The following is a 26152-nucleotide window of genomic DNA, read 5'->3' as shown; positions in this document are numbered from 1 at the left end:
CTAAAACTCAAACTGATAGAGCAAATCTAATGCCTGGTCGAGACCAGACACCGCTTCAAGATACAACTTAGGCATCAGGCGATAACGCAACGTCAGCGTGGCCAGTGAGTCGAAAATGCCCACCCCATATTTTACTTGTAAGCCTGGGAGGACATAGCCGCTCACGACAACCTGAGAATTGTCGCCAACCCCCTGAGTGTCCAGAGCCAAATTACTCACGCCGAATGCCTCGCCGATTTTACCCACAAGTTGACCACTTTGTGCAACCCCCATGCCGATTAACATCGACGTCATGGCGTTGCCGTCGGCGCCTGAGCTGTTCAAGCCCTGGCCACGCAGCAGATAAGACAGGGCTTCCTGTTGCGATTTGGCCGGATCGGAGAACACTTCCAGCTTCGGCGCATCCGCCAGGCCGGTCACGCGCACGCCGGCGGTCACGTCGTCCTCGGTGGATTCCGGGTTGCGGATTGCTTCGATATTGAGCAGCGGCTGATCCGGCGGGCCGGAGAACATCAGCTGCCCTTTACGCACGATCAAATCCTGACCATAAGCATGGAAGCGACCGGAAGGGATGTCAATCTGGCCATTGAGGCCCAGCCCTTTCTTGTCCTGCACCACTTTCAAATCGCCCTTCAAGCGGGCTTTGAGGCCGAAGGCGTCCAGCCGCACGTCGTTGCCGACGTGGATCATCAGGTTGCTGTTAATGGGGATCGACGCCGTCTTCGGTTGAATCGGCTTCAGCTGATCGTCCAGCATCACCTCGTCGGAAGAGACGCCTACCGCGCTTTCCGGCAGCTCCTGCACCGTGATGCGCGCCCAGGGAATATCGACCTTGCCGTTGAGCGAGAACAGCTGCGGCGTGGCTTCGAACACCAGATCCGGCGACACGTCGATGCGGATCATCGGTGGCACCGTCACCCGCAGCTTGTCGCCCTTGGCGGCGATGCGTGCGCGCCAGGCGTTGATGTCACGCCAGTCGGCATCGCCCGCCAGATTCAGCTGGCCGCGCGTGGTGCTGAGCAGCCCTTCCAGCGTCGAGGTCATGCCGTTGAAATTCACCGCCAGCCGCGCGTCGGTCATATCGAACGGCATCCAGTGCCCCTGCACCTTCGCCCGATCCAACGCCAGGCGGCCGAACACCAGCGGCTTCTGCGCGCTGCCGCCCAGGCGCAGGTTGGCGTTCAGCATGCCCGCCGCGCTTTCGCCCTTCATCAGCGCCGGGTTGATCAGCGCCAGCGAGATGTTGGTGATATTGACGTTGCCGCTGATGGTGCGCCGCACCTGCGGATCCACCACCTGGATGTTGCCGTCGAACTGGCCGTTGTTGGTCAGTTTGATCCGCCAGTCAGCCTGCGCGCGGCCGTTGTTCAGACCGGCGTTGAGGGTCAGCGTATCGAAGGCGATCGGCAGCGCGTTGCCCTGCACCTGCTGTACCACCTTGACGCCGTTGCCGGCCAACGTGACCTTCGCCTCCGGCAGCGCGCCGCCCGGTTTCCAGCTGACGTCGGCCCGGCCGGTGAACACGCCGCTCAGGGCGGTTTCCGGGCCGAGGAACGGCTTGATCATCGCCAGATCGAAGCGGTTGAGCACCACGCTGGCCTGGCCGCTCTGGCCGGCTTCGATGGTCTTCGGCACGCAAAGCTCGGCGTTCGGGTTCTGCCAACAGTGCGGCCCGATGCTGATTTTCTGTGCGGTGTTCAGGTAGTCCAGCGCGATGGCGCGCGTCAGGCGCCACTCCCCCACCGGCGTATCGAAGCGGGTATTGTTCAGATTGCCGCGCCAGCGCTGCTGCTGACGATCGAAGCTGCCCTGCAGCGCCAGCTGGCCGGAGACCGGCTTACCGTCGATCTTCAGCTGCAGCTGATGCTGCTTCTCGCTGCCTTTGGCGTCGAGGGTCAGCAAGCTGACTTCCAGCGCGTCCTGCTTCAGCTGCTCGACGCGTACCGCCAACTGCCCCTGGATCTGATCCGTGGAGCGCACGTCGCCGTCGATTTTCACGCGGTTGATGCGCAGCGCCTGCCACTGCAAACCGGAAGCGGTCAAATCCGCCAGCAGCTGAGGCGCCTGCAGATTGCCGCGCAGCTTCAGCAGCCCTTTGGCGGTGCCGCCCAGGCCCGGCAGCGCGCCGTCCAGACGCGGCGCGTCGATGTTGGCGTCCAGGTTCCAGCTCTTCTCGTCCAGCTGTCCTTTAACGTTCAGCTGGTTGCGCCCCAACGTCAGATCGATGCCGGGGATTTTCCACTGCCCGGCGGCGTTGCCGCTCAGCGTGCCGCGCGCCGTGACCTTGTTCTGCTTCACGTTGCCGTCAAGCTGCAGCACCGGCACCTGCAGCTGCCAGCTGCCGCCGTGCAGGCTGCCGCGCGTAGCTATCTTGCCGTCGAGTTTCGCTGGCCATTCCGGCCACTGCTTGGCGGTATTGATGCCGCTCAGCGTCAATTGCGAGTTCCAGCTGATGGCCTTGCTCCAGTCCACCAGCGCAGTGAGATCGGTATTGCCCTGCAGCGCCGCCAGGCGCAGGCGCTCCAGCTTGAACTGCTCGACGTTGCCTTTGCCGTCCAGCGTCAACACCGCCGGCGGCAGATCCTGGCCTTTCAGATTGGCGCGCGTCGACAGCGCGTAGTCGGTCGCCTTGCCGTTAAAGCGCAGGCGGAAATCGTTAACCTGGTACTGCGCCTCGCCGCTCAGCGGCCATTTGAGCTGTTTGCTCTGCAGCGTCAGCGCCAGCGGCAGGCCGGCTTCGGCCAGCCGGGTTTGCACATCGAGCTGGGCGCCGACCGGGCCGGACAGGTTCAGCGCGACCTTCAGCTCATCACGCAACCCACCGCCGATGTTCAGCTTCACTTTCTCACCCTTCAGCGGGTCGATGTTCAACGCGCTGTTGGCGGTCAGGGCCACCGGCCAATCGCCGGTCAGGGTCGCCTGTCCCTGCACCGACAGCGTGCCCTGCGGCGACTTCACGTCGAAGTTGTCCAGTTGGATATGCTGATCCTGCGTGCTGGCCTGCAGCAACAGACTCGTGATCAGCACGTCGGTATCGCCGGTCAAGCGCAGCTGTTCGCCGCTGATCTCTTTGACGGTGATATCCAGCGGCAGGCGGATGTCCGGCAGATCCGGCAACAGCGGTTTGGCGAACAGTTCCTTCAGCGTTTCGCCGAGCGGCTTCTCCTCCGGCTGCGGCGCCGGTTTCGCCGCGTCGGTAACCTGCTCACCGACCTTTTTCGCCACCTCGACCGCCGGTTGCACCGCTTCCGGCAACGGATTTTGCGGCGTTTTCGGCAAGGCGATCAGCAACGAGCCGATCTTGGTCGGCATCAGCGTCAGCGCGCGCTCTTGCCACTGCGCGCCGGTGCGGAACTCGGCCAGAGAGATGGCGGTGTCGTCGACGGTGACCTTGACGTTGTTCAGCGCCAGCAGGCGCAGGGTGATCGGATAAGGCGTACTGAGATTGGTGGTCGGCTCACTGCTCTCCTCCACCGGCGCGGAAGGCGCCATCTCTTTGGTGTTCACCGCCACGTCCACGTCCTGAGCGGTCAAGGCGTTGACGCACAGCGAGCTGCGTTTAAAGCAGGAGAGATCGAGGGACAGATGGAATTGCCCGGCGTTGACCGTCACGCCCGGCATCTGATACTTCACGCCCTTCAGCGTCAGATCGCGCCAGCCGCCGCTGACGCCGGCGATCTCCAGCCCCGGCACCCAGCGCGCCGCGCCGTTGATGACCATATGCAAACCGGTGGTGGTCCCCACCAGAAAGGCCAGCCCGCCGATCAGCAGCAGCAGAACGACCAGAAATCCGAGACAAATCTTTTTAACCAGGCTCATAGTTCAGGCCCCAAACCGATGTAGAACTGCATCCCGTGAGTGTCCTTGTCTCCCACGGGCGCGGCGATATCCAGCTTCACCGGCCCCACCGGCGACTGCCAGCGCACGCCTACGCCGGCGCCGGTCTTGAAGTTGCTCTGCTTGATATCGTTCACCGCTTCACCGGAATCGACGAACATCGCCCCCCACCATTTGCCGGTCACGTTGTATTGATACTCCAGCGAGCCGGTCAGCATCTTGGAGGCGCCGGTCAGCTTGCCGTCGTCGCCGCGCGGCGAAATGTCTTTGTACTTGTAGCCACGAATGCTGCGGTCACCGCCGGCGAAGAAGCGCAAATCCGGCGGCACCTTGTCGAAGTCGTTGGTTTCGATCCATCCCACCTGCCCGCGCGCCACGAAACGATGCTTGTCGGCCAAGGTGCGGATCCAGACGTTCTGCGCCTGCATCAGCGCGAAGTCCACGCCCGAGCCCCAGGTGGTGTCGGACACGTCGATCGAGTAGCGCTGGCTGTCGCCCCAGGTCGGCATCAGGCCGCCGCGCGAGCGGGTGCGGTTGAAGCTGACGCCGGGGTACAGCAGCATGGTGGTGTTGCTGACGTTGCCCTGGGTAAAGTTATCCCAGCGCCAGGTCAGGTTGATCGCCCGCTGCCAGCCGCTGGAGAGATCCCAGTTGCGCGAAGCCACCACTTTGGAGGTCACGGATTTAGTGTCGTTAAGGTCGACGTTCTTGAGCCCGCCCTGCAACAGGTAATACTGCTCCAGCGGATTCTTCAGCAGCGGGATCTTATAGGTCAGATCCAGCTGCTGTTCCGGCGCCGACACGCTGGCACTGGTTTCCAGGCTGTGACCGCGATCGTTGAGCCAGGGCTTTTTCCAGGTGCCTTTCACCCGCGGGCCGACGTCGGTGGAGTAACCGATACCGGTTTCGATGGTATTGCGCGTACGCGGCGTCACCAGCGCGTCCAACGGCAAAATCTTGTTCTCTTTGGCATCGTTGAAATCAGGGGACACCACCACCGAGTTGAACCAGTTGGTGGCGGACAAACGGCGGTTCAGCTCGGCCAAATCCTCCGAACTGTAGTAATCCCCCTGATGAAAGGGCACCAGATTTTGCAGATAGTCTTCGCGGATTTGCGAACCGGTGAATTTCACCTTGCCGAAGCGGTAACGTTCGCCGCTGTTGAAATCGATATCCCAAAACGCCTTGTGCAGATCTTCGGCTACGCCGAGTTGGCTTTTGGTCATGTCGGCGTCGAAGTAGCCTTTGCGCAGCGCCAGGCCGGTCAGCGAGCCTTTGAAACTGTCATACTTGCCGTGGTTGAGGATCTCACCGATGGTCGGCCGATCCTTCTTTACCAGCGCCAGGTAGTCCTCATCGGTCTTCGCGCCGCCTTCCAGCACGATGTTGGCGCCGGCGATGCGCACCGGTTCGCCCGGATTGACCTTGGCATGCAGCACCGGACGCGACATCCCCGGCCGATCGTCCAGCGTAAACTCGATGGTCGGCTGGTAATAGCCGAGCGCGCGCAGCCCCTGGCGCACCGCCTCATCCACCCGTGCGCGGAAGCGACCGTCGGTGCCGACCTCTTCAGGCGTGATCGACGACAGCCGCACCCGGACGTTTTTTTCCAACTCTCCGCTTAACCCCTCCACCTGCAGCCGCACGTTGGCCGCATAGGCTGCAGGTGCCGCAAGCAACACAGATATCAAGCACATGACCGGGTACTTTGGCACGTGTTCTCCTTATTGATTTTACTTTCCTGTTATGGTGTTCGCTCCGGGGCCAGGGCAGACTCCGCGCTATCATGACGGCAGCCCTCTTCAACCTTCTTCCGGACGCCGCCCGCCGCGCTTTGCCGCCGCGCAACAGGCGAATTCTTCACTTTTGGCGCTCAAAATACTGCGTTAAGCTTATACAAAATCCCACTTGCCGCTTATTGTGGGCAAAGACGCGGTGAGATACAACCGAACCGCCGCCATGTAGGGTCAATTCTTACTGTGACAACAGGAGTCAACCGTGGTGCCATTTTTTGATAAATCACAAACCGTCGATAAGGCAAGCGCGCTGCCTGGCCGCACCACGCCAATGCCTGTCGCAACGCTCAACGTCGTCACCGAACACTCGATGACTCAGGTGCCGGCCGGCATGGAAGTGGCGATCTTCGCCATGGGCTGTTTCTGGGGCGTTGAGCGTCTGTTCTGGCAACAGCCGGGCGTCTACAGCACCGCCGCCGGCTACAGCGGCGGCTACACGCCGAACCCGACCTACCGCGAAGTGTGCAGCGGCCAGACCGGCCACGCCGAAGTGGTGCGCGTGGTGTTCGATCCGCAGGTCGTCAGCTACAAGCAGCTGCTGCAGGTGTTCTGGGAAAATCACGATCCGGCGCAGGGCATGCGCCAGGGCGGCGACGTCGGCACGCAGTACCGCTCGGCGATTTACACGCTGAGCCCAGAGCAGCAGGCCGAGGCGGAAAGCAGCCTGCAACGCTTCCAGCAGGCGATGGCGGCGGCGGGCGACAAGCGCGTCATCACCACCGAGATCGCGCCGGCGCTGCCGTTCTATTATGCGGAAGACGATCACCAGCAGTACCTGTTCAAAAACCCGGAGGGCTACTGCGGGCTGGGCGGCATCGGCGTTTGCCTGCCGCCGCAGGGCTGATCCGATGCCGGCCGGCGGCACTTTTTTAACCGCTGGCGGCCCCTGTGGGGCAACTGCTATACTGTGCGGGCCGCTTCTGCGGCCCGATAGCTTCCCTTCTGGTTGTTATCGCTGCTTTTTTTACTATGTACTACCCTTCCTCAAGAGCGCCGGCATCCCGTCGGCACGTATGGATAGATTATGTTAAACAGTATTTTACTGATTCTTTTTCTGATCGCGGTGAGTGCGTTTTTCTCACTGTCGGAAATCTCTCTGGCCGCCTCGCGCAAGATCAAACTGAAACTGATGGCGGACGAAGGCAACGTCAACGCCGCCAGAGTGCTTAAACTGCAAGAAACCCCGGGCATCTTCTTCACCGTGGTGCAGATCGGCCTGAACGCCGTGGCCATCCTCGGCGGTATCGTCGGCGACGCGGCTTTCTCGCCTTACTTCAAAGTGTTATTCGACCGTTTTCTCTCGCCCGAGCTGGCGGAACAGGTCAGCTTCATCTGCTCCTTCGTGCTGGTGACCAGCCTGTTTATCCTGTTCGCCGATTTGACCCCGAAGCGCATCGGTATGATTGCACCAGAGACGGTCGCCGTCCGGATCATCAACCCGATGCGTTTCTCCATCATGATCTTCCGCCCGCTGGTGTGGTTCTTCAACGGCATGGCCAACCTGATCTTCCGCATGTTCAAGCTGCCGATGGTGCGTAAAGACGACATCACCTCCGATGACATCTACGCAGTGGTGGAAGCCGGCGCCCTGGCGGGCGTGCTGCGCAAGCAGGAGCACGAGCTGATTGAAAACGTGTTCGAACTGGAATCGCGCACCGTGCCGTCTTCGATGACCTCGCGCGAAAGCGTGGTGTACTTCGATCTGCGCGAAAGTGAAGAGAGCATCAAGGAGAAGGTCTCGACCCATCCGCACTCCAAGTTCCTGGTATGCGACGGCCATATCGATCAGGTGGTGGGTTACGTCGATTCCAAAGACCTGCTGAACCGCGTGCTGGGCAACCAAAGTCTGGTGCTGAGCAGCGGCGTGCAGATCCGCTCGGCGCTGATCGTGCCGGACACGTTGACGCTGTCCGAAGCGCTGGAAAGCTTCAAAACCGCCGGCGAAGACTTCGCGGTGATCCTCAATGAATATGCGTTAGTGGTGGGCATCATCACCCTTAACGACGTGATGACCACGCTGATGGGCGATCTGGTCGGCCAGGGCCAGGAAGAGCAGATCGTGGCGCGCGACGAAAGCTCATGGCTGATTGAAGGCGGCACGCCGATCGACGACGTGATGCGCGTGCTGGATATCGACGAGTTCCCGCAGGCGGGCAACTACGAAACCATTGGCGGCTTTATGATGTACATGCTGCGCAAGATCCCGAAACGCACCGACTTCGTCAAATACGCCGGCTACAAGTTCGAAGTGGTGGATATCGACAGCTACAAGATAGATCAGCTGCTGGTCACCCGGCTGAGCGACAAACCGGCGGCGGTGCTGCCGAAAGCGCCGGACGACACGCCTGCGGCCTGACGGCGCGAAGGACAAAAACATCAGCGGCCCCATCGGGGCCGCATTTTTTTACCGCTGTCAGCGCCGTGTTCAGCCGACCTCGGCCTGCAGCAGCAGCACCTGGCGGTTCACTTCGGACATCACGCTGAAATGGCGCTTATCGCGAATCTTCGGCGGCAGGATTTTCCCCTCGTCGAATTCAAATGCGCCCACGTCCTTGATATACAGCCTTCCGCGAAACAGGGTCTTAACGTACTTCGCCACTTTCAAAGGGTTATAACGCTGGAAGATTCTCATTCTTTTACGCTCCTCCCGTTGATCCATGCGCTCAGCGAGCCGCCAAAGGTGGCAGCCTCGAAATTCAGAACGCAACTTGATTGCATGTAGTAGACCCAGTAAAGACCAGATCGTTCACTTCCGCCCGGTGATCTGCACTGGATTTACACTTTTTGACAGAATTGTATATGATGATTTATAACGTTTTCAGGATATCCCTTCAAAATCTGATGATTAGCGAACCAAGGGAAAAACTGCGATCCGGTTAACAGGACAGACCTCTTATCACATCCTATGCTTTAGGCTGTCGAAGTGCTGTCGCACAAATTCCCCCATTTACAAGGAGAAAGCATGAAAACAAGTCGCATGCTGATGGTATCCCTGCTGCTCGCCCCGCTTTTCGCTTCCGCGCACAACTTCCAGCTCCAGCAGCGCGTGGCGCCGGTTGGCGTCAGCGATAAAGGAGAGCTCAATTACGCTGACGGTAATTTTAGCTACCAGAATTGGAACAGCGCGCAGCTCAGTGGAAAAGTGCGGGTGATACAGCACATTGCCGGCCGCAGCTCCGCCAAAGACATGAACGACCCACTGATTGAAGCGATTAAGAAGGCGAAGCTACCACACGATCGTTACCAAACGACGACAATCGTCAACACCGACGATGCCCTGATGGGCACCGCCATGTTCGTGCGCAGCAGCATCGAAGACAGCAAGAAAGAGTTCCCGTGGTCGCAGTTTATCGTCGACAGCGACGGCAACGTACGCAAAGCCTGGGATCTGCAGCCGAAAGGTTCCGCTATCGTGGTGCTGGATAAGCAAGGGCGCATTCAGTTCGCCAAAGACGGCGCGCTGACGCCGGAAGAGGTGCAGCAGGTGATGTCCAAGCTGCACCAGCTGTTGGCGAACTGATTCAGAACAGCGAAACCCGGAAGCCGGGGTTGAGGAAAGATTCACGCGGGGTGTAAAGCAACGGCTTGCCCTGCCAATCGTGAATTTGCGCCCCGGCGGCCACCGCCACCGCATGTCCTGCGGCGGTATCCCAAATATTGGTTGGCCCGAAGCGCGGATAGAGCTGCGCCTTGCCTTCCGCCACCAGGCAGAACTTCAGCGAGGAACCGACGGACACGGTCTGGTGCTCGCCCAGCTGCTGCAAATAGTCTTTCAATTCGTCGTCGATATGCGAGCGGCTCACCACCACCAGCGGCGGATGCGCGTTGCTGACGCCGATCGCCTGCCGCACGCCCTTCTCTTCTTTCCAGGCCTTGCCGCGCTCCGCCAGATACAACACGTCGATCGCCGGGGCGTACACCACGCCCATCACCGCCTGCCCGTCTTCAATCAGGGCGATATTGACCGTGAACTCGCCATTGCGATGCAAGAACTCTTTGGTGCCGTCCAGCGGATCGACCAGCCAGTAGCGCGTCCAGCTGCGGCGCTCTTCCCACGCCGGCGGATCCTCTTCCGACAGCAGCGGCACCTCCGGCGTCAGGGCCGCCAGGCCGCGCTTGATGATGTGATGCGCCGCCAGATCGGCCGCCGTCACCGGTGAGTCATCTTTTTTCTGTGCGACATCAAGCGGTTGTTCACCGTCGTACACCGCCATGATCGCCGCCCCCGCCTCGCGGGACAGTTGGCAAATTCGCTCTAACATCATGCACCTCAACTCTGCATCTCCGTGGGAAATTTCCCTCTGTCTCTGCTAGCAGACTAGTTTTTTTTACGCCGAATATCCATCTCAACCGGCTAAGCCACGGGAATTCCTCAGATCCTGTTGGGCACAACTGTGAACTTCCCCGCGTTACCCGCCGCCGTTTTCTGCCACACTTCACAGTTTACTGTGGCAAGCAGTGTTAATTACATTTCCCTCTGCGATAACACTCGAATAATGGAATGGAGAGAACCCCAAATGATGAAGCATCCACTGACGCTGTCCGCGCTTGCGCTGCTGGTATGCGCCTCGGCGCAGGCGGCCACCGTCGATCTGCGCGTGCTGGAAACCACCGATCTGCACAGCAACATGATGGACTTCGATTACTACAAGGACACGCCGACCGACAAGTTCGGCCTGGTGCGCACCGCCAGCCTGATCCAACAGGCGCGCCAGCAGGCCGCCAACGCGGTGTTGGTGGATAACGGCGACATCATTCAGGGCAGCCCGCTCGGCGATTACATGGCGGCCAAGGGGCTGAAACCGGGCGACGTGCACCCGGTCTATAAGGCGATGAACACGCTGGACTATGTGGTCGGCAACATCGGCAACCATGAGTTCAACTACGGGCTGGACTACCTGCAGAACGCCATCGCCGGCGCCAAATTCCCATACATCAACGCCAACGTCATCGACGCCAAAACGCAAAAACCGCTGTTCGCGCCCTACATCATCGTCGATACCCCGGTGAAGGATCGTGATGGCAAGGCGCATACGCTGCGCATCGGCTACATCGGCTTCGTGCCGCCGCAGATCCTGGTGTGGGACAAAGCCAACCTGCAGGGCAAAGTGACGGTGGACGACATCACCGCCACCGCCAAGCGCTACGTGCCGCAGATGCGTAAACAGGGCGCCGATCTGGTGGTGGCGATCCCGCATTCCGGGCTGTCCAGCGAGCCTTACAAGGCGATGGCGGAAAACTCGGTCTATTACCTCAGCCAGGTGCCCGGCATCGACGCCATCATGTTCGGCCACGCCCACGCGGTGTTCCCGAGCAAGGACTTCGCCAACATCAAAGGCGCGGATATCGACAAAGGTCTGCTGAATGGCGTACCGGCGGTGATGCCGGGCCAATGGGGCGACCATCTCGGCGTGGTCGATCTGCAGCTCAACAACGATGGCGGTAGCTGGAAAGTGACCGCCGCCAAAGCGGAAGCGCGGCCGATCTACGACAAAGAGAACAAGAAATCGCTGGCGGCGGAAGATGCTGCGCTGGTGAAGGTGTTGGCGGACGATCACAAAGGCACGCGCGAGTTCGTCAGCCAGCCGATCGGTAAATCCGACGGCAACATGTACAGCTACCTGGCGCTGGTGCAGGACGATCCGACGGTGCAGATCGTCAACAATGCGCAGAAGGCCTACGTCGAACATTACATCCAGGGCGACCCGGACCTGGCCGATCTGCCGGTGCTGTCAGCGGCGGCCCCGTTCAAGGTCGGCGGCCGCAAGAACGACCCCGCCAGCTTCGTCGAAGTGGAAAAAGGCCAGCTCACCTTCCGCAACGCCGCCGATCTCTATCTCTATCCCAATACGCTGGTGGTGGTGAAGGCCAGCGGCAAAGAGGTGAAAGAGTGGCTGGAGTGCTCCGCCGGCCAGTTCAACCAGATCGACGTCAACAGCGCCAAGCCGCAGGGCTTGATCAACTGGGACGGCTTCCGCACCTACAACTTCGACGTGATCGACGGCGTCAACTACCAGATCGACGTCAGCCAGCCGGCGCGCTACGACGGCGAATGCCAGCTGATCAACGCTAAGGCGGAGCGCATCAAGCAGCTGACCTTCAACGGCAAGCCGATCGATCCGAACGCCACCTTCCTGGTTGCCACCAACAACTACCGCGCCTACGGCGGCAAGTTTGCCGGCACCGGCGACAAACATATCGCCTTCGCTTCGCCGGATGAAAACCGCTCGGTGCTGGCGGCCTACATCAGCGCCGAAACCCAGCGGCATGGCGCGGTGCGCCCGCAGGCGGACAACAATTGGCGTTTGGCTAACTTCAGCAGCACGCAGCCGCTGGATATCCGCTTCGAGACCTCGCCTTCGGACAAAGCGACGAAGTTTATCAAAGAGCACGCCCAATACCCGATGAGCGCCGCAGGCAGCGACAGCATCGGCTTCGCGGTTTATCGCATCGATTTAAGCGGTAAGTAACTCACTGTCACTGGCCGGCTCGCCCGGCCATTCATCGCCCGTTTGCGCGGCGCATAAAATAAGGGCGCCACGAAGGCGCCCAGAGTAATCCTCGGTGGGATTACAGGATTTCCAGCAGCTCGACGTCGAACACCAGCGCGCTGAACGGCGGGATGGACGCGCCTGCGCCACGCTCGCCGTAGGCCAGGTTGTGCGGGATATACAGCTGCCATTTGGAACCGACCGGCATCAGGGTCAGCGCTTCGATCCAGCCTGGGATCACGCCGCTGACCGGGAATTCTGCCGGCTGGCCGCGTTCAACCGAGCTGTCGAACACGTCGCCGTTTATCAGACGGCCGGTGTAGTGCACACGCACGCGATCCTGACGGGACGGGATTGGGCCGTTGCCCTGCTCCAGTACGGAGAACTGCAGGCCAGACTCGGTCAGCGTCACGTCGTCGCGCTTGGCGTTGTCGTCCAGGAATTTCTGGCCTTCAACGGCCATCGCCTGCTGGCGCTCGCGGCGCACCGCATCCGCACGCTCGTGGATTTCACGCAGCGCACGGTGCACCACGTCTACCGGAACCGCCGGGGCATTCCCTTCCAGCGCGTCGCGCAGACCCGCCAGCAAAGCTTCCGGTTGCAAACCTTCCAGCCCGGACTCTTGCAGCTGCTGGCCGACCTGTAAACCAATCCCGTAACTTGCTTGCGCTTCAACGCTGTCAAAAGAAGGGGTTGTCATGGGGTTTTCCTTAAGTCTGTAAAAAGTCGAAAGCGCAGCATAACAGCGCGTCAATGCCGGGTAAAATCTTGTGTGGAGAATGATGACTTTTGTCGTAGAAAAAGAAACAATAACCTTCTGTTAACGCCCGCAGCCGCAAACCCCGGCCCTGCCGCTCAGCCGCCTTTCACTTCAATCAGTTAGCGGACTATACTGAAAGCAGGATATCGGGCAGGCGACGCGCTTGCCGCGCCGCGCTTATTATTACGCCGTCGAAGAGAGGTCACCATGGGCAGAATCGCGCCCAGGAGAAGGAAAACCACCCGCATCTACCAGCCGCTGCTGCGCACCTGGCTGAACATCAGCCAGCGCCTGAAACCGGGCGCCGCACCTGCGTCTGAAGGCGCGGAGCCGCCATCGGAACCGCCGTCGGCCAACGACAAAATGCAGCAGGTCAAAGCGCTGCTGGCCAAAGTCTGGCATCTGCCGGACGGTTTCCATTGGATGGAACCACTGCCCTACTTTCACCGCCGCTGGGTGCTGATCTTCGGCATCATTCTGCTGCTGGCGTTGCTGTGGCCCTACTCGCCCGAAAGACAGCCGTTCCCGGTCTCTCAGCAGGAAACCAGCGTGCCGCTGCAGGCTGAGCTGCAAAACGGCGGTGGCGCCGCCACGCCGGCCGACGAACCGACGCCGGCGGGCAACTGGCAGCGTTATCAGATCCAGCCCGGCCAGACGCTGGCCCAGCTGTTTCGCGACAACAATCTGCCGGTGAATGAGGTGTTCGCCATGGCGCAGGTAGAAGGCGGCGACAAGCCGCTGAGCAACATGAAGGCCGGCCAGGAAGTGCGTATCGAACGCGACGCCAACGGCGTGATTAGCGCGCTGTCGGTCACCACCGTGGACAACAGCCAGGCGCTGTTCCGCCGCCAGGCCGACGGCAGCTACCGCCGGGAACGTTAATCGCTAAAGCTGCGCCAGCAGAAACTCGCGCAGCACCACGCCCTGGTTGTGCGCGGTATCTTTGCTGCCATACAGCAGCGTCAGCGCCTCCCCCTGCCGCAACAGCGCCACCAGCGGCTGCCAGGCGTCGTTGGCCGCCAGCTGTTGGCGGTAACGCGCCTCGAAGGCTTCCCACTGGTCGGTATGCTGATGGAACCACTTGCGCAGCTCATCATCCGGCGCCACCTGTTTCAACCACTGCACGCCCGCCAGCCTCTCCTTGCTGATGCCGCGCGGCCATAGCCTGTCTATCAGATAGCAATGCGCCGGCGCCGGCGCGCTGAAGTCGTAAACCCGCTGTAGCGTAATCGTTGCCATCGCACGCTCTCCCTTTTCATCCCGTCTTCAAGCGTAGCGCGTTTTGCCGGGCGCAGAAAAGCAAAACGCCAGCGCGAGGCTGGCGTTTTAACCGGGTTAACAGCAGCGTAAATTACGCTTCTGCAACCACAACTACATTCAGCTGTGCGAACACGTCGCTGTGTACCTGGAAGTGCACTTCGTGCTCACCAGTGGTACGCAGAACGCCGTTCGGCAGACGAACTTCGCTCTTGGCAACTTCAACGCCTGCCGCAGTCACTGCGTCAGCGATGTCGCGGGTGCCGATAGAGCCGAACAGTTTACCTTCGTCGCCAGATTTGGAAGCGATGGTCACTGAACCCAGTTCGTTGATCTTGGTTGCGCGAGCTTCAGCAGCAGCCAGAACGTCAGCCAGTTTGGCTTCCAGTTCAGCGCGGCGTGCTTCGAAGAACTCAACGTTTTTCTTGGTAGCAGGAACAGCTTTGCCCTGTGGTACCAGGAAGTTACGAGCGTAGCCCGCTTTAACGTTAACTTGATCACCCAGGCTGCCCAGGTTTGCTACTTTATCAAGCAGAATAACTTGCATTACCTTATCCTCTCAAAGTCGTTAATGGACAGTGGCCGATTACTGATGACGATCAGTGTACGGCAACAAAGACAGGTAGCGCGCGCGCTTGATAGCACGGGCCAGCTGGCGCTGATATTTTGCACGAGTACCGGTGATACGGCTCGGTACAATTTTACCACTTTCGGTGATGTAGTTTTTCAGCGTAGCGATGTCTTTATAGTCAATCTCTTGAACGCCTTCCGCGGTGAAACGGCAGAACTTGCGACGACGGAAATAACGTGCCATTTGGCTAGTCTCCAGAATCTATCAATTCAATCTGCTCGGCATGCAGAACCAATTTGCTCAGCCCGTTGCGCCCTTGATGGCAGCTTACAAAGCCTTGCACGGTAATCTGACTGCCGACCGTTAATCTTTGAGTTAGTGCTTGTGACTGTTGTCCGCTGACAACCACGGGCATTCGGCACCATGCTTGTCTGCTGAATCCGGCTTCCATCTGCTGCGAACGGTGCTCTAGCACAAATTGGCAGTGCGGTATCCCGGAAGGACTCACTTTTCGAACCGGTGCCTTGCACACAGTGCCCGACAAAACCAGACGATTAGCCGTCACGGCGGCAATTACTCTTCAGAATCCCCAGCATCTGCATCATCTGCGGTTTCGTTAGCGAAGTCTTCGCGGCGATCGCCACGACGTTCGTCTTTCGCTTTAACCATCGGAGATGCTTCAGTTACCGCGTGCTTAACGCGCATAACCATGCTGCGGATAACGGCGTCGTTGAAGCGGAAGTTAGTTTCCAGCTCATCGATCGCTTCCTGCGGCGCTTCAACGTTCAGCAGAACGTAGTGAGCTTTGTGCAGTTTATTGATCGGATAAGCCAGCTGACGGCGGCCCCAGTCTTCCAGACGGTGAATCTGACCTTGCGCGTTAGTGATGGTAGCACTGTAACGCTCGATCATGCCCGGAACCTGTTCGCTTTGGTCAGGATGGACCATAAAAACGATTTCGTAATGACGCATCGAATTGCTCCTTACGGATTATTCAGCCTCCTGTCAGGGTCAACCGCGGCCCATGGAAGCAAGGAACGTGTTTAGTGTGCGGCTGAAAAATGACGCGTAATCATACTGACGCAGGGCGGGAAACTCAAGGACTGCGTGGGTTTTATTCGCATTATTGAGAGGGGGTATGGGAAATAGCACGATTTGCTGGCGAGGAAACCTATGTACGCCGATCCATCAGTTTCAAAAATCTTTCAATGAAATCAGCGCTGAGTCACAAATCTATTTCATTTTTTTTGAAAGAGGTCATCAAAACGCCCGGCTTTTTAATCCGCCGCAACCGACTAAAATTAACCTTATCCGCCGCAGACAGCGCGACGAAAAAGACTCCAGGTTATTCAATGCAGATAAATGACTTTTTGCCGCAGCGACACTCGCTGTCAGGCCGTAACGGCAAAAAGTAAGAGAGGCACTATGAAACGCATCCTTCTCGCGACGGCGCTTGCCGCCCTGTTCTCCGCCAACGTGATGGCCGCGACGGAGATCTCCTCGCACCAGGCCGATCAACGCCAGAGCGTCGGCTTCGTCACCCTGAACCAGAACGTGGTCTCGCCGGATGACGCCAGCAGCCAGGTCAGTAAAATCGCCGATCAACGCGGTGCAAGCTCTTATCGCATCATCGCCCTGCACGAACCGAGCGACAACAGCACGATGCACGTTAGCGCCGAGCTGTACCGTTAAAAAGACGCGCCACGCCAGGGAAATCCCCAGGGCTTCATCAGAAAGCCCGTTCAGTCCGCACCGGAGCGCCGCCTGTCGGGCGCTCCACTTCCTCACCCATCACAGTTTGAGCAACGTCGGCGCGCTGAACGCCTTGCCCGGATTGTGCAATTGCAGCGCCATCCGCAGATAGTTTGTCCGTACCTGCAGCAGTTCGGCGCTTTCCTCCAGCGTCGCCCGCTGCTCGAAGGAGAGCGAGCCGGCCTTCGCGGTTTGCGCGGCCGCCGCTTTCGGCGCAGAGGCGAACAGCGCCGTCATGTTTTGCACCGTCTGCGCGGTGATGCGCGACAGCGGATTCGCCTTGTTTTGCCGCGCCTTGCCGTCGGCGGCGCCCAACAGCTCGCTGAAGGCCGCTGAGTTAAGATCGGCGCGCGCTTTTATCGTTCCCATCAAACTGCGATCGGCCTCGGCCGTCTTGCTGATACCCTTTATCATGCTCTGCTCCTTGCCGCCCCTGAAAGAATTCACGCTGACATTCTCCCCTTCGAGCGGCCAAACGATGGCCGAAATAGCCTGCGCAGAGCGCTGTAATTCCACGCATCGCGCCCGGAGGCGCATTACAATTCGCGGCGGAAGAAATCGGTGGTGGCGGACAGCGCCAACGGCGTGATGCGGTGCTTCACGCCCGGCTCGACGAGCGATGTCAAACGGCCGTCCGCACCTTGCTGCCGCAGTTCAGCCGCCAAACGCAGGCTGTCCGCCGCCGGCACCACGTCGTCCGTCTCGCCGTGCCACAGCAGCAGCGGCCGCCCGGCGATCTGCACCAAACGTCCTTCCAGCTCATACTCCGCCAGTACGGCGGTTCGCGCCGCAAACGCGGCCGGCGAGAGCGCCTCGCCCGTCTCGCCCAACGGCGGATACAGCGTTTGCGCCAGCGCACGGTAATAGCCGGAGCCCATCAGGCTGGCGGCCGCCCGGATCCACGGGAAGCGCGCGAAGGCACCGAGCGCGGTCATGCCGCCCATTGAGGCGCCGGCGACGCCGATGCGGCCGTCGGCGATCAGGCCGAGCCGCTCGAAATGCGCCTTGATCTGCGGCAGTTCGTCGATATTGCTGCGCAGGATCTCCCAGAACGACGCCAGGCGCCGCGCCTCATCGCCGTCGAACCGCTCGCCGTGCCGATCGGCATCCGGCAGCACCGCCCGAAAACCGGCGCGCGCCAGCGCATAGGCGAAGTAGGCGTACACCTCTTTCGACGAGGTATAGCCATGGCAGAAGAACACCGTCGGCAGCGGCCGATGATACTGCCCCGCCGGCACCGCATGGATCACCGCAATATCGCCCGCCCGCTCGTCATGAATTTCGATCATCCGTTCATCCTCAACTCACCTGTTGGCATTCATCATGACAAACTTGCGCGAAGCAGCGATAGCTCAATCTGTTACAGCTTATATTGCGTTACACTGAAGCCATCGCACCGGCGCTTCCGAGGTCACCATGACGATTGTCCGCACACTCATTACCCTGACGCTGGCCGCACAGCTTTCCGCCTGCGGCATCATGACCACCACGCCGAAACCGCCGCCGCCCCCCACCACTCAGGCGCAGGAGATCGTTCGCGCGCAAACCGCCGAGCTGGTGAAAATCGGCACCGTCACCGCCGTGGTACGCGGCAGCCCGATGGACGTGGAAGCGGAGATCCAGCGCAAGGCCACCGCCGCCGGCGCCCGTTATTACGTGATCATCATGAACAGCGAGACCGTCGTGCCGGGCCAATGGTATTCCCAGGCGATCCTGTATCGCTAAGGCGGGGATTTTTTAAGCAGATTTACACTGGCTTTGCACTGGCTGAAGCAGGGTGTTGCACACTGAGTGACAGCATGCCGCATGTTGCGGGTGTCGAATCAGGATCTGACGAAGGGGAACGCCATGAAACGCTCCACCGCACTCACCTCCCTCTTGCTTTCCATGGGGTTGCTCAGCACCGGCGCACAGTCCGCCGAGCTGGCGCCCGCCGATCGCGTGACGCCGCTCAGTGAAATCGCCGAGATCACCTTCAACGATCTGCCCGGCTCACCGCAGGAGGCGGAACTGGCCATCGCCCGCACCGCCGACCAACACGGCGCCAGCTATTACCGCATCCTGCGCATGGAAGAGCAGGCGCACCCGCCTGGCTGGCGCGCCTCGGCGATCTTATACCTTTAGTAGCTCATGCAAGCCGCATTCAACACGCCGCCGCTGACGGAGACGCCCCCCAGGAAAATCCCGGCGGCCAGGTGATTCGCTTCTATCTTGTCGCTGATGCGCGGCATGTAGATCTTCACGGCCGCGAACAGCAGCAGTTGCACCACCAGCGCCACCACGCCCCACAGCAGGTAATCCAGCAGGCTGATCGAGTTGATCGCCGCGCTGGCCAACGGGATCACATACCCCAGGCAGGCGCCGATGAAAGCAAAGGCGGCGGATTGATTATCGGCCTTGATCAGCGCCCATTCGTCGTGCGGGGTGATGCGGGTATAGACGAACAGAAACACCAAAATCATGGCGAAGCCGCTGAAGAAGTAAGAGGCGAACGCCGCCAACGCGCTGAGAATATCCATGTGCATTTTCCTGTCAGAGTGAGGCTGAATTAAAAAGGTTTTCGCCGCCGGGCGCCACCCTTTTCCCTAACCGCCGATGGCGCGGTTCAACAACAGCTCGCACACCTCGGCCGACAGCAGGCTCTCACCGCGGTGATCCAGCGTCAGGTGACACCAGGCGTCGGCGATCTGCGGGCTGGCGTGCTGCAACAGCTGCGCGGCGCAGCACAGATCGAACAGCTGCTGGGTCAGCAACCGCCCCATCTCCTCGCTCGGTTGCCGGGCACGCTGCTGCCACTGCCGCCAGGCGTGATCGAACAACCGATTCTGGCCGCGCACCGGCTGCAGCTCGAACTGCAACATCTCGAGCGCGCCCGGCAGTTTATGCAAACTGCGCAACACGTCCAGGCACATGATGTTGCCGGAGCCTTCCCAGATGCTGTTCACCGGCATCTCACGGTACAGGCGCGGCAGTTCGCTCTCCTCGCAGTAACCAATGCCGCCCAGCACCTCCATCGCCTCGGCGATGAACGGCATGCCCTGCCGGCAGATGCTGTATTTGGCCGCCGGGGTCAGCAGCCGGCTGTAGATCAGTTCGCCTTCATTGCTGCGGCTCTCCCAGGCGCGGGCCAGCCGGAACAGCAACGCGGTATGCCCTTCCAGCCGCAGCGCCATGCGCGCCAAGACCTGGCGCATCAGTGGTTGTTCTATCAACAACTTGCCGAACGCCTGCCGCTGCAGCGCATGATACAGCGCCACCGACAGCCCGCGGCGCATCAGGCCGTGGCTGCCCAGCGAACAGTCGAAACGGGTCAGGCCGCCCATCTTCAGGATATGCCGCACCCCGTCGCCCTCATCGCCCAGCAGCCAGGCCGTGGCGTCCTGGAACTCCACCTCGCTGCTGGCGTTGGAGCGGTTGCCCAGCTTGTCTTTCAACCGCTCAAGGCGAATGGCGTTGCGGCTGCCGTCCGGCAAAATGCGCGGCAGGAAGAAACAGGACAGCCCGCCTTCGGCCTGCGCCAGCACCAGGTGCGCATCGCTTTGCGGCACCGAGAAGAACCACTTGTGCCCCACCAGCCGGTAGGCTTCGCCCGGCCCGCGCGCGCCGAGCGGCGTGGCGGTGGTGGTATTGCTCAAGACATCGGAGCCGCCCTGTTTCTCCGTCATGCCCATGCCGATCAGCAGGCCGCGTTTTTGCCCGCCCGGCAGCAGGTGAGCGTCATAACGATCCGACAGCAGCGGCGTCAGCCAGGCGCGAAACTCGGCCGGTAACGCCTGCTGTAGCAGCGGCGTGGCGCCGAAGGTCATGGTCACCGGGCACAGGGTGCCGGCCTCAACCTGCGCATGCAGCATAAAGCGCGCGGCGCGCGCCACGAAGGAACCGATGCGCGCATCCTCCTGCCAGGGCAGGTTGTGCACCCGGTTGGCGATCAGCCCCTGCATCAGGATATGCCAGGCCGGGTGAAAGCGAACGTCGTCCAGCCGCTGGCCGGTGGCGTCGTAGCGCAGCAGCTCCGGCGGGTTGGCGTTGGCCAGCCGCCCCAGCTCCAGCGACTCCTGCGTGCCGAGCTGCTGGCCCAGCGAAGCCAATACCTCGGCGTCCCAACCGCCCTGCTCGCGCTGCAACGCTTCGCGCAGCGGCGTATCGGAGAGAAACAGGTTGCTGTTGCCCAGCGGCTTGGGTTGGTTAAAAACGGTGTGCGTAGTCCAGACCATGAGAGTGCTCCCTGAAAAAAGCGTCAGGGGTAAGTATGGTCGGCGCAGAGATTTCTGCCGCAGGCGGGATCACAAGAGGGGGAATTAACGGGAGCACGGCGCTCCCGTCAGAAGAATCAGCCGCGCTGGCGCACCGCTTCAAACAGACAGATGCCGGTGGCGACCGACACGTTCAGTGAAGAGACGGTACCGGCCATCGGGATGCTGATCAGCTCATCACAGTGTTCGCGGGTCAGGCGGCGCATGCCTTCGCCTTCCGCGCCCATCACCAGCGCCATCGGGCCGGTCATTTTGCTCTGATACAGCGTATGGTCGGCTTCGCCGGCGGTGCCGACGACCCAGACATTCATCTCTTGCAGCAGACGCAGCGTGCGCGCCAGGTTGGTCACGCGGATCAGCGGCACGTTTTCAGCCGCGCCGCAGGCCACTTTCTTGGCGGTGGCGTTCAGCTGGGCGGAACGGTCACGCGGCACGATCACCGCGTGCACGCCGGCCGCATCGGCGCTGCGCAGGCAGGCGCCGAGGTTATGCGGGTCGGTCACGCCGTCCAGCACCAGCAGGAATGGCGTTTCCACGCTCTCCAACAGGCCCGGCAGATCGTTCTCCTGATACTGACGCCCTTCGCGCACCCGGGCGATGATCCCCTGGTGCACCGCGCCTTCAACCTTGTCATCCAGCCATTGGCGGTTCGCCACCTGGATCACGATGCCGGTCGCTTCCAGCTCGGCGATCAGCGGCTGCAGGCGGCGATCTTCGCGACCTTTCAGGATAAACACTTCCAGGAAGCGTTGCGGATCGCGCTCTAACAGGGCTTTGACGGCGTGGATGCCGTAAATAATTTCGCTCATGATGCTCTTTTAAAGTCGTGCGGCCGGCGATAACCGGCCGATGGTAACGATGTGCGGCAGGTTAAGCCTGCTCGGCACCTTTCTTCTTGGCTGCGCGTTTGGCTTTGGTCGCCGCCGCGATTTTCCGCGTTTTGTCGGACGCTTTCTTGGCTTTCTTTTTCGCCTTCTTCACGTTGTCGGCGGGCTTGGCGTCATCCTGCTTGCGGAAGGCGCTGTCCGGCTCGAAGTTGGCCGGCGGTTTGCCGCCGCGGCGCTTGCCGCGCCCTGCGCTACCGTTGTCGCGCAGCGTACGCTGGCCGCCTTTCTTGGCGCGATCGCGTTCGGTTTTGCCTTCACCGCGCGCTTTGCGGGTGCTGGACACCAGCGCGAAGTCGATCTTGCGCTCGTCCATGTGCACCGCGTCCACGCGGATCTCCACCGTATCCCCAAGGCGATAGACCGTGCCGGAAGACTCGCCGATCAGACGTTGGCCGATATTATCGTAGCGATAGTAATCATTATCCAGCGTTGATACGTGCACCAGCCCGTCGATGAACAGATCGTTCAGGCGCACGAAGAAGCCGAAGCCGGTCACGCTGGAGATAATGCCGCTGAACACTTCACCGACGTGATCCTGCATGAAGTCGCACTTCAGCCAGTCGGCGACGTTGCGCGTCGCTTCGTCCGCGCGGCGCTCGGTCATCGAGCAGTGTTCGCCCAGCTGCAGCATCTCTTCGAACTCGCTGTGCCAGCCGCCGGTCGGCGTCCAGCGTTCTTTCTGCTCGCCGTGTTCTTTGGCCAACTGATATTTGATCGCACGGTGCAGCGCCAGATCCGGATAACGGCGGATCGGCGAGGTGAAGTGGCCATAAGACGCCAGCGCCAGGCCGAAGTGGCCGCGGTTTTCCGGATCGTAAATCGCCTGCTTCATCGAACGCAGCAACATGGTTTGCAGCATTTCGTGGTCAGGGCGCTCGGACACTTCATCCATCAGCACCGCATAGTCCTTCGGCTGCGGTTTGTTGCCGCCGCCCAGCGTCAGCCCCAGCTCGCTCAGCACGCTGCGCAGCGCGGAGATGTGGTCATCGCTCGGACGATCGTGCACGCGGTACAGCGCCGGCTCGTTGCGTTTCTCGACGAAGCGCGCGGCCGCCACGTTGGCCATGATCATGCACTCTTCGATCAGCTTGTGGGCGTCGTTGCGCACCGTCGGCTCCACGCGCTCGATGCGGCGTTCGGCGTTGAAGATGAATTTGGCTTCTTCGGTTTCAAACGCGATGCCGCCGCGCTCGGCGCGCGCCTTATCCAGCACCTTGTACATGGCGTGCAGCTCTTCCAGGTACTTGACCAGCGGGTGGTAATGCTCGCGCAGCTCCTGATCGCCCTGCAGAATGTGCCACACCTTGTTGTAGGTCAGGCGAGCGTGGGAGCTCATCACCGCCTCGTAGAACTTGGCCGTGGACAGGCGCCCCTGGGCGGAGATGGTCATCTCGCACACCATACACAGGCGATCGACTTGCGGGTTCAGGGAGCACAGCCCGTTGGACAGCACTTCCGGCAGCATCGGGATCACCTGCGACGGGAAGTAGACCGAGTTGCCGCGGCTGCGCGCTTCGTCATCCAGCGCGGTGCGTGGACGCACGTAGTAGCTGACGTCGGCGATCGCTACCCACAGGCGCCAGCCGCCGCCGCGTTTTTTCTCGCAGTACACGGCATCATCGAAGTCGCGCGCGTCTTCACCGTCGATGGTGACCAACGGCAGCTTGCGCAGATCGACGCGGCCCTTCTTGGCCGCTTCCGGCACCTGTTCGCTGAGATCGGCCACCTGCTTTTCCACCTGCGGCGGCCAGGTATGCGGGATCTCATGGGTGCGCAGCGCGATATCCACCGCCATGCTGGTGCCCATTTTGTCGCCGAGGATCTCGACGATCTTGCCGACCGCTTTGGTGCGGCGGGTTGGGCGCTGAGTCAGCTCCACCACCACCATGTACCCCATGCGCGCGCCGCTGACGCTGTCCGCCGGGATCAGAATATCGAAGCTCAGACGGCTGTCGTCCGGCACCACGAAGCCGGTACCGGCATCCATGAAGAAGCGGCCGACGATCTGGCTGGTTTTCGGCACCAGCACGCGCACGATGCGCGCTTCGCGACGCCCTTTGCGATCCGCGCCCAGCGCCTGCGCCAGCACCACGTCACCGTGGATCGCCATTTTCATCTGTTCGGCGGACAGATAGAGATCGTCTTTGCTGCCTTCAACGCGCAGGAAGCCGTAGCCGTCGCGATGGCCGATCACCGTGCCGCGCAGCAGGTCCAAACGCTCCGGCAGCGCGTAGCACTGGCGGCGGGTAAACACTAACTGGCCATCGCGCTCCATGGCGCGCAGGCGGCGGCGCAGCGCTTCCAGCTGTTCTTCGCCGCTGAGGCCCAATTCGTTGCCCAGTTCTTCGCGGCTGGCCGGCGTTTCTCGTTTCGCCAAATGGGCCAGGATATATTCACGGCTGGGGATGGGAGATTCGTATTTTTCTGCTTCTCGTTCCAGGAATGGATCTTGTGACATTGCGGTTCCTCCGTTGTCATCAGCAGGATGACGTTGAGCCTTGTCTTCTCAACGTCGTTTTATTCGACAAGCAATAGCTTGTAGAGCGGCGGATTGTCTTCGACCATGTCGGCCAACGTATGCTTATCCAGCTCTTCAAGGAAATTCTGTACGCCCTGTTGGAGCACCTGCTTCAATCGGCAGGCAGGGGTGATGTGGCAAAACTCGCTGCTGCAGTTAACCAGCGCAAGCGGCTCCAGCGCCCGCACGACATCGCCGAGGCGAATGCTCTCGGCCGGTTTGCCCAAACGGATGCCGCCATGCTTGCCGCGCACCGCCGTGACAAAACCGACCCGGCTCAACTGATTGATGATCTTCACCATATGGTTGCGAGACACGCCATACACCTCGGTCACTTCCGAGATACTGGTCATCTTGTCCTGCGGCAACGAGGCCATGTAGATCAACGCCCGCAGACCATAATCAGTAAAACTTGTTAACTGCACATCTTACCTCTGGGTATGACTTTACCCGTCTGATACGCCGCTTTTCGGCGCTATTCAAAAGATTACTCATTGGATAATAAACCAGCCGGAGAGTTCGTCGCTAATTATTTAGCGAATCCCGCGCCCTAAGGCGGGTTTATGAAAGGATTTTTTGACGTGAAACCGCAATCGGAGGGAGTCAGGATAAAAACAAACCGGGACGCGCCCGGTTTGTTTAGTGCCGCAAAGCCTGATTATGCGTCGAACGGGTCGCGCAGGATCATGGTTTCGCTGCGATCCGGGCCGGTAGAGATGATGTCTACCGGTACGCCGGTCACTTCTTCGATGCGCTTGATGTAGTTCAGCGCAGCTTGAGGCAGCTTGCTGTGCTCTTTCACGCCAAAGGTGGTTTCGCTCCAGCCCGGCATGGTTTCGTAGATAGGCTCAATGCCTTCCCAGCCTTCAGCCGCCAGCGGAGTGGTGTCCACTTCACGGCCGTCCGGCATGCGGTAACCCACGCAGATCTTCACTTCTTTCAGGCCGTCCAGGACGTCCAGTTTGGTCAGGCAGAAGCCAGACAGGGAGTTGATCTGCACCGCGCGACGCACCGCTACCGCGTCCAGCCAACCGGTACGACGACGACGGCCGGTGGTGGCGCCGAACTCGTTACCCTGCTTGCACAGGTACTCGCCGGTTTCATCGAACAGTTCGGTTGGGAACGGGCCTGCACCCACGCGAGTGGAGTAGGCTTTCACGATGCCCAGCACGTAGTCCACATAACGCGGGCCGATGCCGGAACCGGTAGCCACGCCGCCGGCGGTGGTGTTGGAAGAGGTCACATACGGGTAAGTACCGTGGTCGATATCCAGCAGGGTACCCTGAGCGCCTTCGAACATGATCAGATCGCCACGCTTGCGCGCGCCGTCCAGCAGTTCGGAAACGTCAACCACCATCGCGGTCAGGATATCGGCGATAGACAGCACGTAGTCCAGCGTCGCCTGATAATCGACGGCTTCAACTTTGTAGTAGTTGACCAGTTGGAAGTTGTGGTAATCGACGATCTCTTTCAGCTTAACGGCGAAGGTTTCTTTGTTGAACAGATCGCCGACGCGCAGACCGCGACGAGCCACTTTATCTTCGTAAGCCGGGCCGATGCCGCGACCGGTGGTGCCGATCGCTTTCGCGCCGCGCGCTTTCTCACGCGCGTTATCCAACGCAACGTGGTAAGGCAGGATCAACGGGCAAGCTTCAGAGAGTAACAGACGTTCGCGTACCGGGATGCCACGCGCTTCGAGTTCACCCATTTCTTTCATCAATGCGTCCGGCGCCAGAACAACACCGTTGCCGATGATGCTGGTGACGTTTTCACGCAGAATACCTGAAGGAATTAAATGAAGAACGGTTTTTTCACCGTTGATTACCAGAGTGTGGCCAGCGTTATGGCCACCTTGGTAGCGCACAACATATTGAGCCCGTTCAGTCAGCAGGTCTACAACCTTGCCTTTACCTTCGTCACCCCATTGGGTGCCCAGTACGACGACGTTCTTACCCATTTTTCAAAATCACCGATTGCTTAAAAATGGATTCTACCACCGTAATTTTCGATTTTCAGCACTTTTAGCATAC

General features: G+C 60.4%; 27 protein-coding genes. 9 read left to right on the top strand and 18 right to left on the bottom strand.

Annotated features, from left to right (window positions below; translation table 11 throughout):
* Both IMX17_RS14710 and IMX17_RS14705 read right to left on the bottom strand, forming a co-directional pair.
* Window positions 1-3819 carry a translocation/assembly module TamB domain-containing protein gene (locus IMX17_RS14710; RefSeq protein ID WP_046897975.1) on the bottom strand — a complete coding sequence of 1273 codons (3819 nt, stop codon included), beginning with the start codon at window positions 3817-3819 and terminating at the stop codon, window positions 1-3.
* A complete protein-coding gene (locus IMX17_RS14705; RefSeq protein ID WP_169539905.1) occupies window positions 3816-5534 on the bottom strand; it encodes an autotransporter assembly complex family protein in 1719 nt (572 codons plus the stop codon). The genes IMX17_RS14710 and IMX17_RS14705 overlap by 4 nt, the downstream gene beginning before the upstream one ends.
* Before the next feature lie 304 nt (window positions 5535-5838).
* On the opposite strand from IMX17_RS14705, the gene msrA reads away from it, so the two are divergent.
* Both msrA and IMX17_RS14695 read left to right on the top strand, forming a co-directional pair.
* The gene (gene msrA, locus IMX17_RS14700) at window positions 5839-6477 is read left to right on the top strand and encodes a peptide-methionine (S)-S-oxide reductase MsrA (RefSeq protein WP_089195519.1); all 639 of its coding nucleotides are present in this window, start codon (window positions 5839-5841) and stop codon (window positions 6475-6477) included.
* A gap of 180 nt (window positions 6478-6657) precedes the next feature.
* Window positions 6658-7989: a hemolysin family protein gene (locus IMX17_RS14695; protein ID WP_046897974.1), complete on the top strand. Its 1332-nt coding sequence runs from the start codon at window positions 6658-6660 to the stop codon at window positions 7987-7989.
* A 69-nt stretch (window positions 7990-8058) separates the two neighbouring features.
* On the opposite strand, the gene IMX17_RS14690 is transcribed toward IMX17_RS14695, so the two are convergent.
* Window positions 8059-8265 (bottom strand): DUF1107 domain-containing protein, encoded by a 207-nt coding sequence (locus tag IMX17_RS14690; protein WP_033641639.1) that lies wholly within the window; start codon window positions 8263-8265, stop codon window positions 8059-8061.
* 330 nt (window positions 8266-8595) lie between these two features.
* Here IMX17_RS14690 and IMX17_RS14685 point away from each other — a divergent pair, with 330 nt between their 5' ends.
* Window positions 8596-9153: a YtfJ family protein gene (locus IMX17_RS14685; RefSeq protein WP_025159587.1), complete on the top strand. Its 558-nt coding sequence runs from the start codon at window positions 8596-8598 to the stop codon at window positions 9151-9153.
* Between the two features lies 1 nt (window position 9154).
* On the opposite strand, the gene cysQ is transcribed toward IMX17_RS14685, so the two are convergent.
* Window positions 9155-9895: a 3'(2'),5'-bisphosphate nucleotidase CysQ gene (cysQ, locus tag IMX17_RS14680; RefSeq protein ID WP_004933611.1), complete on the bottom strand. Its 741-nt coding sequence runs from the start codon at window positions 9893-9895 to the stop codon at window positions 9155-9157.
* A 255-nt stretch (window positions 9896-10150) separates the two neighbouring features.
* Here cysQ and IMX17_RS14675 point away from each other — a divergent pair, with 255 nt between their 5' ends.
* On the top strand, window positions 10151-12103 hold the full coding sequence (locus IMX17_RS14675; RefSeq protein WP_046897973.1) for a bifunctional 2',3'-cyclic-nucleotide 2'-phosphodiesterase/3'-nucleotidase: 1953 nt from the start codon (window positions 10151-10153) through the stop codon (window positions 12101-12103).
* A gap of 100 nt (window positions 12104-12203) precedes the next feature.
* On the opposite strand, the gene fklB is transcribed toward IMX17_RS14675, so the two are convergent.
* Window positions 12204-12824, bottom strand: coding sequence for an FKBP-type peptidyl-prolyl cis-trans isomerase (gene fklB, locus IMX17_RS14670; protein WP_004933618.1), 621 nt, complete (start codon window positions 12822-12824; stop codon window positions 12204-12206).
* A gap of 267 nt (window positions 12825-13091) precedes the next feature.
* Here fklB and IMX17_RS14665 point away from each other — a divergent pair, with 267 nt between their 5' ends.
* Entirely contained in the window at window positions 13092-13766 is a 675-nt protein-coding gene (locus IMX17_RS14665; protein WP_046897972.1) for an OapA family protein, read from the top strand.
* A gap of 3 nt (window positions 13767-13769) precedes the next feature.
* Here IMX17_RS14665 and IMX17_RS14660 read toward each other — a convergent pair whose 3' ends face one another.
* The 5 genes from IMX17_RS14660 to rpsF all read right to left on the bottom strand — a co-directional run bounded on the left by IMX17_RS14660 (window position 13770) and on the right by rpsF (window position 15684).
* The gene (locus IMX17_RS14660) at window positions 13770-14123 is read right to left on the bottom strand and encodes a DUF488 domain-containing protein (RefSeq protein ID WP_033641634.1); all 354 of its coding nucleotides are present in this window, start codon (window positions 14121-14123) and stop codon (window positions 13770-13772) included.
* A 112-nt stretch (window positions 14124-14235) separates the two neighbouring features.
* A complete protein-coding gene (gene rplI, locus IMX17_RS14655) occupies window positions 14236-14688 on the bottom strand; it encodes a 50S ribosomal protein L9 (protein ID WP_004933629.1) in 453 nt (150 codons plus the stop codon).
* Window positions 14689-14727: 39 nt separating this feature from the next.
* On the bottom strand, window positions 14728-14955 hold the full coding sequence (gene rpsR, locus IMX17_RS14650; protein ID WP_000135199.1) for a 30S ribosomal protein S18: 228 nt from the start codon (window positions 14953-14955) through the stop codon (window positions 14728-14730).
* Between the two features lie 4 nt (window positions 14956-14959).
* Complete coding sequence (gene priB / locus IMX17_RS14645) at window positions 14960-15277, bottom strand: primosomal replication protein N (protein WP_049233092.1); 318 nt, start codon at window positions 15275-15277, stop codon at window positions 14960-14962.
* Window positions 15278-15285: 8 nt separating this feature from the next.
* The gene (gene rpsF, locus IMX17_RS14640; RefSeq protein ID WP_004933634.1) at window positions 15286-15684 is read right to left on the bottom strand and encodes a 30S ribosomal protein S6; all 399 of its coding nucleotides are present in this window, start codon (window positions 15682-15684) and stop codon (window positions 15286-15288) included.
* 236 nt (window positions 15685-15920) lie between these two features.
* Here rpsF and IMX17_RS14635 point away from each other — a divergent pair, with 236 nt between their 5' ends.
* Window positions 15921-16127, top strand: coding sequence for a hypothetical protein (locus IMX17_RS14635; protein ID WP_152665234.1), 207 nt, complete (start codon window positions 15921-15923; stop codon window positions 16125-16127).
* A 10-nt stretch (window positions 16128-16137) separates the two neighbouring features.
* Window positions 16138-16404, top strand: coding sequence for a DUF1471 domain-containing protein (locus IMX17_RS14630; RefSeq protein ID WP_046897971.1), 267 nt, complete (start codon window positions 16138-16140; stop codon window positions 16402-16404).
* A gap of 99 nt (window positions 16405-16503) precedes the next feature.
* Here IMX17_RS14630 and IMX17_RS14625 read toward each other — a convergent pair whose 3' ends face one another.
* The gene (locus tag IMX17_RS14625) at window positions 16504-16878 is read right to left on the bottom strand and encodes a hypothetical protein (RefSeq protein WP_193549894.1); all 375 of its coding nucleotides are present in this window, start codon (window positions 16876-16878) and stop codon (window positions 16504-16506) included.
* 122 nt (window positions 16879-17000) lie between these two features.
* Complete coding sequence (yjfP, locus tag IMX17_RS14620) at window positions 17001-17753, bottom strand: esterase (protein WP_193549893.1); 753 nt, start codon at window positions 17751-17753, stop codon at window positions 17001-17003.
* 127 nt (window positions 17754-17880) lie between these two features.
* On the opposite strand from yjfP, the gene bsmA reads away from it, so the two are divergent.
* Together bsmA and IMX17_RS14610 are read left to right on the top strand one after the other, a co-directional pair.
* Window positions 17881-18189, top strand: a complete 309-nt coding sequence (bsmA, locus tag IMX17_RS14615) for a biofilm peroxide resistance protein BsmA (protein WP_046897968.1) — start codon at window positions 17881-17883, stop codon at window positions 18187-18189.
* Window positions 18190-18312: 123 nt separating this feature from the next.
* Window positions 18313-18588 (top strand): DUF1471 domain-containing protein, encoded by a 276-nt coding sequence (locus tag IMX17_RS14610; RefSeq protein ID WP_025159584.1) that lies wholly within the window; start codon window positions 18313-18315, stop codon window positions 18586-18588.
* On the opposite strand, the gene IMX17_RS14605 is transcribed toward IMX17_RS14610, so the two are convergent.
* The 6 genes from IMX17_RS14605 to IMX17_RS14580 form a co-directional block, all read right to left on the bottom strand.
* Entirely contained in the window at window positions 18585-18983 is a 399-nt protein-coding gene (locus IMX17_RS14605; RefSeq protein ID WP_015376394.1) for a DUF350 domain-containing protein, read from the bottom strand. The two genes, IMX17_RS14610 and IMX17_RS14605, sit on opposite strands and share 4 nt — an antisense overlap.
* Window positions 18984-19049: 66 nt before the next feature.
* The gene (locus IMX17_RS14600; protein WP_046897967.1) at window positions 19050-20678 is read right to left on the bottom strand and encodes an isovaleryl-CoA dehydrogenase; all 1629 of its coding nucleotides are present in this window, start codon (window positions 20676-20678) and stop codon (window positions 19050-19052) included.
* A gap of 116 nt (window positions 20679-20794) precedes the next feature.
* Entirely contained in the window at window positions 20795-21526 is a 732-nt protein-coding gene (gene rlmB, locus IMX17_RS14595) for a 23S rRNA (guanosine(2251)-2'-O)-methyltransferase RlmB (protein WP_004933653.1), read from the bottom strand.
* A gap of 61 nt (window positions 21527-21587) precedes the next feature.
* The gene (rnr, locus tag IMX17_RS14590; RefSeq protein WP_193549892.1) at window positions 21588-24062 is read right to left on the bottom strand and encodes a ribonuclease R; all 2475 of its coding nucleotides are present in this window, start codon (window positions 24060-24062) and stop codon (window positions 21588-21590) included.
* A 59-nt stretch (window positions 24063-24121) separates the two neighbouring features.
* Window positions 24122-24547, bottom strand: coding sequence for a nitric oxide-sensing transcriptional repressor NsrR (gene nsrR, locus IMX17_RS14585; protein WP_015376391.1), 426 nt, complete (start codon window positions 24545-24547; stop codon window positions 24122-24124).
* A gap of 233 nt (window positions 24548-24780) precedes the next feature.
* Window positions 24781-26079: an adenylosuccinate synthase gene (locus IMX17_RS14580; RefSeq protein ID WP_025159583.1), complete on the bottom strand. Its 1299-nt coding sequence runs from the start codon at window positions 26077-26079 to the stop codon at window positions 24781-24783.
* Window positions 26080-26152: the final 73 nt, after the last annotated feature.

This window comes from Serratia sp. X3 (genome assembly GCF_014982455.1).
Taxonomy (GTDB): Bacteria; Pseudomonadota; Gammaproteobacteria; order Enterobacterales; family Enterobacteriaceae; genus Serratia; species Serratia ureilytica.
This window is presented reverse-complemented; position numbering and strand designations above follow the sequence as displayed.